We start from the raw sequence: 12,044 nt of genomic DNA on the forward strand, positions 1-12,044 counted from the left end.
AGTTACTTTACATGAATCTACTTACCGTTGAAAATATTTCGAAATCCTATGGCGAAAATGTTCTTTTTGAAAACCTATCTTTTGGGATCAATAAAGACCAAAAAATTGCTTTAATCGCTAAAAACGGTACAGGAAAAACTTCTATACTTAATATATTGTCAGGAGCTGACACTCCCGATTCTGGCCAGGTGAACTACCGTAAATCTACACGCGTTTCCTTTTTAGATCAAGAGCCGGTAATGGATCCGAACTTAACTGTAGAAGAAACTATTTTCGCTTCAGACAATGAAGTATTGACCGTATTGGCCAATTACGAAAAGGCATTATTAAACCCTGAAGATGCAGATGCTTACCAAAAAGCATTTGATGCGATGGATCGTTTTGAAGCTTGGGATTTTGAAACCCAATACAAACAGATTCTTTCGAAGCTAAAACTAGAAGATTTAGATGCTAAAGTTGGCAAACTCTCTGGTGGACAAAAGAAACGTTTGGCACTTGCCAATGCGCTAATTAACAAACCAGATCTTTTAGTATTAGATGAGCCGACCAACCATTTAGATTTAGAAATGATCGAATGGTTAGAAGAATTCTTCGCCAAAGAAAACATGACCTTATTTATGGTAACGCACGACCGTTACTTTTTAGAGCGTGTATGTAATGAAATTATTGAGTTAGAAAACGGAAAGCTTTATCCGTATAAAGGAAACTATTCTTACTACTTAGAAAAGAAAGAAGCCCGTATAGAGCAGGAAGCCACAGAGCAGCATAAGACAGAATTACTATTTAAAAAAGAGTTGGATTGGATGCGTAGGCAACCAAAAGCCCGTACCACAAAATCTAAATCGAGAATAGATGACTTTGCAGTAATCAAAGACAAGGCAAGTCAGCGTAGAAAAGATCACCAAGTTCAATTAGAATTGAATATGGAACGTGTGGGCAGTAAAATTCTTGAGCTTCATAAAATATCGAAATCCTTCCCTGACAAACCTATTCTAGACAAATTCGAATATGTTTTTCAAAAAGGAGAGCGTATTGGTATCATTGGTAAAAACGGAACGGGTAAATCTACTTTTCTAAATATATTAAGTGGTCGCGACCAACCAGATAGCGGTAAAGTAATTGTAGGTGAAACAATTAAATTCGGCTACTACACGCAAAAAGGAATTGACATAAAACCTGGTCAAAAAGTAATTGATGTGATTCGTGAGTTCGGAGACTACATTCCTTTAATGAAAGGCAGACAGATTTCAGCACAGCAGTTATTAGAACGTTTTCTTTTCGACAGAAAAAAGCAATACGATTTCGTTGATAAACTAAGTGGTGGTGAGCGTAAGCGACTATACTTATGTACTATATTAATTCAGAATCCAAATTTCTTAATATTAGATGAGCCTACCAACGATTTAGATATTGTAACGCTAAATGTATTGGAAAGCTTTTTAATGGATTTTCAAGGATGTTTAATGGTAGTTTCTCACGACCGTTACTTTATGGATAAGATTGTAGATCACCTGTTTGTATTTAGAGGTGATGCAGTTGTAGAAGATTTTCCAGGTAACTACTCAGATTACAGAGCATACGAAGACAGTCAAGTATTAGAGAAACGCGAACAGAAAGAAATTCAAAGCGCCCCTAAAACTAGTTGGAAAGAACCAGATGCTTCACCGAAAATATCTTATGCAGATCAACAGGAGTTTAAAAAACTAGAGCGCGAAATTCAAAAATTAGAAAAAAAGAAGGTTACGCTACAAGAAAAGTTTACTGATGGATCTTTAAGTGGTGATGCTATTAAAGACCTAGGTATAGAACTTAAAGAAGTAACCGATACTATTGAAAGTAAGACCGAACGTTGGTTTGAGCTTTCAGCATTAATGGAGGGCTAGACTCCACTAACACCTTAATTTCCGAATACATTTTACAACTACATTAACCGTAGACGAATGATTTTTACCATTCGTCTATAGTTAAATGCTGCCCAACTACGAGCGGCAAAATATGTTTGTTCATCCCTGTACTTTAGCAGTGTAAAACAAATATTATGAAATCAATTATTCTTTTAACCGCTCTTTTCTTCTCTACTTTCTTAGTACAAGCGCAAGCTAACAACGAGAATGTTTCTTTAGAGATCGAAACTATACAAGTAGAGATGGTTCAAACAATTGAAAGTAATGATATCGTTAATCCAACAATCGAAACTGAAAATACAATCGAAGTTGCAAGATTGTACAAGAACAAAAACAACAGAGTAATTAAGGCTTTAAAATTCTCTACAAAATTAAATAGCGCTAAACTTTCTTAATACAACTTCAAATATTCTTTTCGTCCCAATCTTATACCTACTCCATTTCTTACCATTACCTACTTTTAAATACAAGTTCAAAAATCAAGTTCAAGTTCAAAATTTAATACTAAATCGAACTCACCCTCAAATCTAAATAACCATTCAACCGTGTATCGTACTTTGCTGCAATAGTTAGCTTCGGTATAAAACAAAAACTAAATAACATCAATACACACGGTTATTAAGCACACTATTAAATCCTCGGTATTTCTCCTGTTTCACCTTCTATGAATTTAATAACCGAACCTAAATTACCATTCGTCTATAGTTAAATGACGCCCAACTACAAGCAGCAAAATATGTTTGTTCATCCCTGTACTTTAGCAGTGTAAAACAAATATTATGAAATCAATTATTCTTTTAACCGCTCTTTTCTTCTCTACTTTCTTAGTACAAGCGCAAGCTAACAACGAGAATGTTTCTTTAGAAATCGAAACTATACAAGTAGAGATGGTTCAAACAATTGAAAGTAATGATATCGTTAATCCAACAATCGAAACTGAAAATACAATCGAAGTTGCAAGATTGTACAAAAACAAAAACAACAGAGTAATCAAAGCATTAAAATTCTCTACAAAATTAAATAGCGCTAAACTTTCTTAATACTATTTATAAATATCCTTTTCGCCCCAAACTTACCCCTACCCCATTTCTTACCATTACCTACTTTTAAGTTCAAATTCAAGAATCAAGTTCAAATTCAAAAATCAAGTTCAAGCTCAAAAAGCATGTTCAAGTTCAAACTCAAGTTCAAGTTCAAGAGTCAAATGCAGGTTCAAAATTTAATACTAAATCGAACTCACCCTCAAATCTAAATAACCATTCAACCATGTATCGTACTTTGCTGCAATAGTTAGCTTCGGTATAACACAAAAACTAGATAACATTAATACTTACGGTTATTAAGCACACTTTTAAATTCTCTATCTTTCTCCTATTTCAGCTTCTATGAATTTAATAACCGAACCTAAATTACCATTCGTCTATAGTTAATTGACGCCGAACTACGAGCGGCAAAATATGTTTGTTCATCCCTGTACTTTAGCAGTGTAAAACAAATATTATGAAATCAATTATTCTTTTAACCGCTCTTTTCTTCTCTACTTTCCTAGTTCAAGCGCAAGCTAACAACGAGAATGTTTCTTTAGAGATCGAAACTATACAAGTAGAGATGGTTCAAACAATTGAAAGTAATGATATCGTTGTTCCAACAATTGAAACTAAAAACACAATCGAAGTTGCAAGATTGTACAAGAACAAAAACAACAGAGTAATCAAAGCATTAAAATTCTCTACAAAACTAAACAGCACTAAACTTTCTTAATACCGTTTTAAATTTCCTTTTCGTCCCAATCTTACGCCTACCCCATTTCTTACCATTACCTACTTTTTAAGTTCAAGTTCAAATTCAAAAATCAAGTTCAAAAATCAAGTTCAAGCTCAAGTTCAAGCTCAAGTTCAAGTTCAAGTTCAAGTTCAAGTTCAAGTTCAAGAAACAAGTTCAAGAAACAAGTTCAAATTCAAAAATCAAATTCAAATTCAACCTTATATCATATATTCTATCAATAGCTAGCTTATCACAAAAACAAAGCTGTCAACACCAATACCTACGGTAATTGAGTACCCCATTAAATTCTCGATCTGTCTCCTGTTTCACCTTCTATGAATTTAATAACCGAACCTAAATTACCATTCGTCTATAGTTAAATGACGCCCAACTACGAGCGGCAAAATATGTTTGTTCATCCCTGTACTTTAGCAGTGTAAAACAAATATTATGAAATCAATTATTCTTTTAACCGCTCTTTTCTTCTCTACTTTCTTAGTACAAGCGCAAGCTAACAACGAGAATGTTTCTTTAGAGATCGAAACTATACAAATAGAGATGGTTCAAACAATTGAAAGTAATGATATCGTTGTTCCAACAATCGAAACTAAAAACACAATCGAAGTTGCAAGATTGTACAAGAACAAAAACAACAGAGTAATCAAGGCTTTAAAATTCTCTACAAAATTAAATAACGCTAAACTTTCTTAATACAATTTTAAATTACCCTTTTCGCCCCAATCTTACGCCTACCCCATTTCTTACCATTACCTACTTTTAAATACAAGTTCAAATTCAAGTTCAAGTTCAAACATCCGCTCAACCGAGTATTATACATTCGTTCAATTGTTAGCTGCTGTTTAAATAATAAAGTAGGTAACATCAATACACACGGTTATTAAGCACACTATTAAATCCTCGGTATTTCTCCTGTTTCACCTTCTATGAATTTAATAACCGAACCTAAATTACCATTCGTCTATAGTTAAATGACGCCCAACTACGAGCGGCAAAATATGTTTGTTCATCCCTGTACTTTAGCAGTGTAAAACAAATATTATGAAATCAATTATTCTTTTAACCGCTCTTTTCTTCTCTACTTTCTTAGTTCAAGCGCAAGCTAACAACGAGAATGTTTCTTTAGAGATCAAAACTATACAAGTAGAGATGGTTCAAACAATTGAAAGTAATGATATCGTTGTTCCAACAATCGAAACTGAAAACACAATCGAAGTTGCAAGATTGTACAAGAACAAAAACAACAGAGTAATCAAGGCTTTAAAATTCTCTACAAAAATGAACAACGCTAAACTTTCTTAATCCCATTTATAAATACCCTTTTCGTCCCAATCTTATACCTACCCCATTTCTTACCATAAACCTACTTTTAAATACAAACTCAAGTTCAAATTCAAAAATCAAACTCAAGTTCATTGACAATCTTTACTTTTGTCAAAATTTGAAAAAGTAACTAGTGTTTCGTTTTATATCTCATATTAAATTTCTTCTTACTTCTAACAATCAGCACGGAATTCATTCCCCTTTCGTGTATGATTATATTACCAAGTGCCTTTATCAAAAAAAAGAATTAAAGCTTCCGGCAACCCTAAAGGTGATTATTAAAAGTATTGCCTATTTTAAATACGATTCCATACGTCTAATAGGGGATTTTAAAACATCCGAAGAAATTATAAAACAACACTACGCAATTATTTCAATCACAGAAAATAGTGCCGACCTTATCGTATGTAACATATCTGACCTTAGCGACACTAACTTAGATATCAGCAATTTATCTAATGATTGCATGCTATTCTTAGATAATATACATACCAATAGAAAAAACCTGGAAACCTGGAAACATCTTACAAAATCAAATCACGTTCGTGTTTCTATAGATATGTTTTATTGCGGAGCCCTATTTTTCAGAAAAGAACAAGTAAAGGAAGATTTTAAAATACGGATATAAACCAGTAATTTTAGACTAAAGCAATTTTTAATGAGCAGTAATACTATTTATATTACCCTAGGTGTTGTTTTCGCTATTTACTTAGCTATTCGCATTACCAGTAAAGGTAAATCTAGCGATCGAAAATCAAGAAAATTCATGGGAGATTACGAACGTAAAGACAAGAAAGAGAATTAACCGTTCAGAGTTTATATCTTAATAATTCTCACTATCTATTATTAAATAATTTACACCCCGACTTTCTATAATTTATAAAATGAAAATATATACCAAAACAGGAGATGACGGCACTACCGGACTTTTTGGAGGCACTCGTGTACCTAAACATCACATTCGTATCGATAGCTATGGTACGGTCGATGAATTGAATTCTTGGCTAGGTCTGATTAGAGATCAAGACATCTCCCCAATTTATCAGCAACAACTTACAGCAATTCAAGAGCATTTATTTGCAGTAGGCGCTATTTTAGCTACGGACCCAGAAAAAGAAATACTCAAAAACGGTCAAGAGCGATTGAAAATAACAAAGGTAGGTACTACTGAAATCAATTTTTTAGAGCAGGTTATAGATGAAATGGATAGTCAATTACCACCTATGACTCATTTTATACTTCCGGGTGGTCATACAACAGTGTCATACTGTCATATTGCCCGTACGGTTTGTAGAAGAGCCGAAAGAATTTCAACTTTACTATTTCAAACCGAGCCATTTGATAAAAATGTGCTATCTTTTATCAATAGGCTTTCAGATTATCTTTTTGTATTGGCACGAAAATTGTCTTATGATTTACAAGCGGATGAAATAAAATGGATTCCTAAAAAAAAGGACTAATAATTCCGTAATTTATTCGTTATCAATAAACAAATGCAAAAAAAGTACGAGATAAACATGAAATTTATTATTAATTTCTTTGCTGTCTCAATTTAAAAATTACTTTTGCAAAAAATTAAAATTAAATAATTACTATGTATTGGACATTAGAATTAGCATCTTATTTAAGTGATGCACCTTGGCCGGCAAGTAAAGATGAGTTAATAGATTACTCCATCAGAACTGGAGCCCCTCTTGAAGTCGTAGAAAATTTACAATCTATGGAAGAAGAAGGTGGCGAAATATATGAATCTATCGAAGAGATCTGGCCTGACTATCCAACGGAAGAAGACTACCTCTGGAACGAGGACGAATATTAATATTCGATATCATAATATCTACTAAAAAGTCTCTTCGGAGGCTTTTTTTTTATGTAATTTTGGCAGGTTATTAGGTTAAACTGTCCAATTATCAAGACTGGAATACCTTTTGCTCTTAAACAGCATCGATTATAATTGTCGAATATAAAATATTTTGAAAGCTATTCTTACTAGAATAATAGTCAGAAAAGCTTCAATTCTAATAGTTTAAAATATATGAGTTTCATTAATTCCATCCTAAAGGCATTCGTTGGTGATAAGTCACAAAAAGATGTAAAGGAATTACAGCCTTTAGTAGACCAAATAAAGTCATTCGAATCGAAGTTAGAATCCCTAAGTCACGATGAACTTAGGCAGAAAACTATAGAGTTCAAGAAGGCTATTCAAGAATCTATTAAAGAGAAAACAGATCAAATAAGTGCTTTAGAAGAAGAGGTTAAAAACTCTACCGACATTGACAAAAACGAAGATCTTTACACAGAAATAGATAGATTAAAAGAAGAATCTTATACCATTTCTGAAGAGACCTTGAACAAATTACTACCTGAAGCTTTTGCTGTAGTAAAGGAAACTGCAAAGCGTTTTGCTAATAATGAAACCTTAGAAGTGACAGCTTCTGAATATGACAGAACGTTGTCAGGTTCGAAAGAATATGTCACTCTTGAAGGCAGCAATGCTATTTGGAAAAATTCTTGGGATGCCGCAGGTAAAGAAGTTACTTGGGATATGGTACATTACGATGTACAACTTATTGGTGGTATTGCCATGCACCAAGGTAAAATTGCAGAGATGCATACTGGTGAAGGTAAAACCCTTGTTGCTACCCTTCCTTTATATTTAAATGCCTTAAGTGGTAACGGTGCTCACTTAGTAACCGTTAATGATTACTTAGCAAAAAGAGATAGTGCTTGGATGGCACCTATATTTCAATTTCATGGCCTATCTGTAGATTGTATCGATTACCACAGACCAAATTCTGATGGTAGAAGAGCAGCCTACAATGCCGATATTACTTATGGTACTAATAATGAATTCGGATTCGATTACCTGAGAGATAATATGGCGCATACTCCAAAAGATTTGGTACAACGCCCACATAATTACGCCATGGTCGATGAGGTCGATTCAGTTTTGGTCGATGATGCCCGTACGCCATTGATTATATCTGGTCCGGTACCAGAAGGTGATCGTCATGAATTTAATGAACTAAAACCAAAGGTTGACGAAATTGTAAGAAAGCAACGTCAGCATTTAACTGGTGTATTAGCAGAAGCTAAAAAATTAATTGCAGAAGGTGATACTAAAGAAGGTGGATTTCTTTTGCTACGTGTATATCGTGGTTTACCTAAAAACAAAGCATTAATAAAATTCTTAAGTGAAGAGGGAGTAAAACAATTACTTCAGAAAACAGAGAATTATTACATGCAAGACAACAACAGGGAAATGCCAGTTGTTGATGAAGACTTGTTGTTTGTAATCGATGAAAAGAACAACCAAATAGAATTGACCGATAAAGGGGTTAATTATATTTCGGGTGAGCAGGATAAAGATTTCTTCGTGATGCCAGATATTGGTGGAGAAATTGCCAAGATTGAAAATCAAAATCTTGAAATTGAAAAAGAAGCTGAACTTAAAGAAGAGCTTTTTAAAGATTTCACTATTAAAAGTGAACGTATACATACCATGAGCCAATTATTAAAGGCTTACACCCTATTCGAAAAGGATACGGAATATGTGGTAATGGAGAATAAAGTAATGATTGTAGATGAGCAGACCGGTCGTATTATGGACGGTCGTAGATACTCTGACGGTTTACACCAAGCAATTGAAGCAAAAGAGAATGTAAAGATCGAAGCATTAACTCAAACTTTTGCAACGGTTACTTTACAGAACTACTTTAGAATGTACAGTAAACTTGCTGGTATGACGGGTACTGCTGTTACAGAAGCTGGCGAATTCTGGGAAATCTACAAGTTAGATGTAATGGAAATCCCTACCAACAGACCTATCGCTAGAGAAGATAAAAATGATCTTATCTACAAAACGAAAAGAGAAAAATACAATGCAATTATTGAGGAAGTCACCAAAATAAGTCAATCAGGCAGACCTGTATTGATAGGTACAACCTCTGTAGAAATATCAGAATTACTATCTAAATTATTGAGTGTTCGTAAAGTGCCACATAATGTACTGAACGCGAAACTTCACAAGAAAGAAGCAGATGTAGTTGCTGAAGCTGGTAATGCGGGTATTGTAACTATAGCAACCAACATGGCTGGTCGTGGTACTGATATTAAGTTGTCTGATGCTGTTAAGAAAGCAGGCGGACTAGCAATTATAGGTACAGAAAGACATGATTCTCGTCGTGTAGATAGACAGTTAAGAGGTCGTTCTGGACGTCAAGGAGATCCAGGAAGCTCTCAATTCTATGTTTCGTTAGAAGATAACCTAATGCGTTTATTCGGTTCTGACAGGGTTGCTAAGATGATGGATAAAATGGGCTTGGAAGATGGTGAAGTTATTCAGCATAGCATGATGACCAAATCTATTGAACGTGCTCAGAAAAAAGTTGAAGAAAATAACTTCGGTGTACGTAAGCGTCTTTTAGAGTATGATGATGTTATGAACGCGCAACGTGAAGTTGTATACAAAAGAAGACGTCATGCATTACAAGGCGAGCGTCTAAAGCTAGATATTGCCAATATGGTTTATGACACCTGTGAGGTAATCGTAGAAAGCAATAAAGCTGCAAGTGATTTTAAGAATTTAGAATTTGAATTAATCAAATACTTCTCTATCACATCACCTGTAGATGAAGCTGAATTTGATAAAATGACCGCTCAAGAAATTACGGGTAAAATTTATAAGGCAGCTTACGAGTATTATAATGACAAGATGGAGCGTAATGCTGCAGCAGCTTTCCCTGTAATTAAAAAGGTACATGAAGATAACGCCAATAACTTTGAGCGTATCGTAGTTCCTTTTACTGACGGTATAAAAAGCTTGAATGTAGTAACTAACCTTCAAGAAGCATATGACAGTAACGGTAAGCAATTGGTTACCGATTTTGAGAAAAATATCTCATTGGCTATTATAGATGATTCGTGGAAAACACATCTTCGTAAAATGGATGAGTTGAAGCAATCGGTACAGTTAGCTGTTCACGAGCAAAAAGATCCTTTATTAATTTATAAGTTCGAAGCATTTGAACTTTTTAAGTCGATGATCGAACAAGTAAATAAAGATGTTGTCTCTTTCTTATTTAAAGGAGAACTACCTTCAGAAAATCCTAATGCGATTCAAGAGGAGAGAAACGTTCAACCTAAAGAAAACTTACAGACGTCAAAAGAGGAAATTCCTAATAGTGATGAATTAGCGGCACGTAGTAGAGCGGTTAGTCAAAATCAGGCTGAACGTCCTTCAGTAACTGAAACCATCACTAGAGAACAACCAAAAATTGGTCGTAACGAACGCGTTACTATCAAAAATGTAATGAGCGGTGAGAGTAAAACGGTAAAGTTCAAACAAGCCGAGCCACTTTTACAAAACGGTTCATGGGTGTTGACTCAAGATTAAATTAGATAATAGTATTAGTATTAAAAAAGGCATCCAATTGGGTGCCTTTTTTGTTTACTCTTTCTAACAAGCTATAAATAAACGACATAGAAAAGAATGAAAATAGTATTCTATTTTATGATAATGCAGAGAAAACCACAATTAACAATTGATTTAATATTTTTAACCATTATTTAGGCTAAAAAAATATGTAATTCAGAAAAATAATACTGGTTTTTATCATACTAAAGTAGAAAATACTAGCATAATGATAAAAACATAATTAGATTTACATTACGTAATTCGTATATTTTATAGTACCTAAATAATATCTATGCCCGGATTTACCATTGACAAAGAACGTCTTCAGGATAAAACCAAACTTTTTTTAAGGGTAAATTATACCACTAGCATTATCTCCATCCTTTTTGGAGCTTTATGCTATTTTATATTGAACATAACCCAAGTAATACCTTTTTTACTTGTTGGCTTTGCAGTATTGAATATTATAAATATTTTATATTTTAAAGTTCATAAAAACATAGTACCTACTTTTAATTTTTCATCTATTATAGGTTTAATTACCGCTGTAGCAGTAACCGTTTATAGTGGCGGAATTAATAGCCCGTTCATATTCATGATTCCGTTAATCGCATTTGGCGGATTCATAAATAGTACTAGATACGGTAGGGTATATTTTAATATCATAACGGTACTGATTCTTTTAGTTTTTACACAGTCCATACCAGAATTACGTATTACAGAAAATTTAGTTCCAGAAGAATCAAGTTCAGTATTTAGTCTTGTATCGATACTATTTGCAGTATTTATTTTAGGAAACACCTTAGGCAAAACCCTTCTAAAAACCTATAATGCCATGTACAGTTCCAAAAAAGAATTGTCAAATCAAGTACATGAAAAACAGAATCTATTAAAAGAGGTACACCATAGAGTCAAGAACAATTTACAGACCGTTTCTAGTTTATTAAGCCTACAATCTAGAAATATTGAAGCAGGACCAATGAAAGGGCTTTTAAAGAGTACTCAGAACAGAGTAATCGCCATGGCTATGGTACATGAAATGCTATATATGCGTAATGACATAAGCCACATTGAATACAAATCTTACGTACAAGAATTAGGCGAATATTTAATTCGTTCCATAAAAGGAAATGATAATAACGTAGATCTAATCATTGATATTCCCGATATTAAATTAGGTATAGACACCGCAATTCCTTTAGGCCTCTTAATCAATGAAACTTTGACCAATGCCTTAAAATATGGTATTGAAAGTGATAAAGAAGGTGCAATAAGTATCAAATTACAGAAAGATTTGGAACAAGAAAATTGCTATATCTTAGAGATTGGCGATAATGGTATCGGCTTCCCAGAAACTATTAATTACAAAACCACAAAATCTTTAGGTTTAAAATTAATACATAATCTTACAAGACAGTTAAGAGGAACGATACAACGTGATGATGCTAAAAAAGGAACTAACTACATTATACAGTTTCAAGAAATAAAGCAACAATTATCTCCAACAATATAAATTCAATAATCAATTTTTATCACTACCGTAATAATTAAAGGGAAGCATAGTAATGCTAGCTAATCTTTATAGTAATACCTATATTTAAGCGACTAACATTCAAACC

12 protein-coding genes are annotated in these 12,044 nt (G+C 33.6%); all 12 read left to right on the forward strand.

The window, feature by feature from the left end:
• Window positions 1-11: 11 nt before the first annotated feature.
• The 12 genes from QSV08_RS10340 (at window position 12) to QSV08_RS10395 (ending at window position 11,938) form a co-directional block, all read left to right on the forward strand.
• Window positions 12-1,883 carry an ABC-F family ATP-binding cassette domain-containing protein gene (locus tag QSV08_RS10340; protein WP_324028301.1) on the forward strand — a complete coding sequence of 624 codons (1,872 nt, stop codon included), beginning with the start codon at window positions 12-14 and terminating at the stop codon, window positions 1,881-1,883.
• A 155-nt stretch (window positions 1,884-2,038) separates the two neighbouring features.
• Complete coding sequence (locus tag QSV08_RS10345) at window positions 2,039-2,299, forward strand: hypothetical protein (RefSeq protein ID WP_324028302.1); 261 nt, start codon at window positions 2,039-2,041, stop codon at window positions 2,297-2,299.
• 384 nt (window positions 2,300-2,683) lie between these two features.
• Window positions 2,684-2,944 carry a hypothetical protein gene (locus tag QSV08_RS10350; RefSeq protein WP_324028302.1) on the forward strand — a complete coding sequence of 87 codons (261 nt, stop codon included), beginning with the start codon at window positions 2,684-2,686 and terminating at the stop codon, window positions 2,942-2,944.
• Between the two features lie 460 nt (window positions 2,945-3,404).
• The gene (locus QSV08_RS10355) at window positions 3,405-3,665 is read left to right on the forward strand and encodes a hypothetical protein (protein WP_324028303.1); all 261 of its coding nucleotides are present in this window, start codon (window positions 3,405-3,407) and stop codon (window positions 3,663-3,665) included.
• A 453-nt stretch (window positions 3,666-4,118) separates the two neighbouring features.
• The gene (locus QSV08_RS10360; protein ID WP_324028304.1) at window positions 4,119-4,379 is read left to right on the forward strand and encodes a hypothetical protein; all 261 of its coding nucleotides are present in this window, start codon (window positions 4,119-4,121) and stop codon (window positions 4,377-4,379) included.
• 348 nt (window positions 4,380-4,727) lie between these two features.
• Window positions 4,728-4,988, forward strand: coding sequence for a hypothetical protein (locus QSV08_RS10365; RefSeq protein WP_324028305.1), 261 nt, complete (start codon window positions 4,728-4,730; stop codon window positions 4,986-4,988).
• 154 nt (window positions 4,989-5,142) lie between these two features.
• Complete coding sequence (locus tag QSV08_RS10370) at window positions 5,143-5,637, forward strand: hypothetical protein (RefSeq protein ID WP_324028306.1); 495 nt, start codon at window positions 5,143-5,145, stop codon at window positions 5,635-5,637.
• Window positions 5,638-5,667: 30 nt separating this feature from the next.
• Entirely contained in the window at window positions 5,668-5,814 is a 147-nt protein-coding gene (locus tag QSV08_RS10375) for a hypothetical protein (RefSeq protein WP_299796073.1), read from the forward strand.
• Window positions 5,815-5,893: 79 nt separating this feature from the next.
• Complete coding sequence (locus QSV08_RS10380; RefSeq protein ID WP_324028307.1) at window positions 5,894-6,469, forward strand: cob(I)yrinic acid a,c-diamide adenosyltransferase; 576 nt, start codon at window positions 5,894-5,896, stop codon at window positions 6,467-6,469.
• Window positions 6,470-6,603: 134 nt separating this feature from the next.
• Window positions 6,604-6,828: a DUF2795 domain-containing protein gene (locus QSV08_RS10385; RefSeq protein WP_027064442.1), complete on the forward strand. Its 225-nt coding sequence runs from the start codon at window positions 6,604-6,606 to the stop codon at window positions 6,826-6,828.
• A gap of 216 nt (window positions 6,829-7,044) precedes the next feature.
• Window positions 7,045-10,404: a preprotein translocase subunit SecA gene (gene secA / locus QSV08_RS10390; protein ID WP_324028308.1), complete on the forward strand. Its 3,360-nt coding sequence runs from the start codon at window positions 7,045-7,047 to the stop codon at window positions 10,402-10,404.
• 313 nt (window positions 10,405-10,717) lie between these two features.
• Window positions 10,718-11,938: a sensor histidine kinase gene (locus tag QSV08_RS10395; RefSeq protein ID WP_324028309.1), complete on the forward strand. Its 1,221-nt coding sequence runs from the start codon at window positions 10,718-10,720 to the stop codon at window positions 11,936-11,938.
• The last annotated feature ends 106 nt before the right edge of the window (window positions 11,939-12,044 follow it).

The organism is Maribacter sp. BPC-D8 (assembly GCF_035207705.1).
Lineage (GTDB): Bacteria > Bacteroidota > Bacteroidia > Flavobacteriales > Flavobacteriaceae > Maribacter.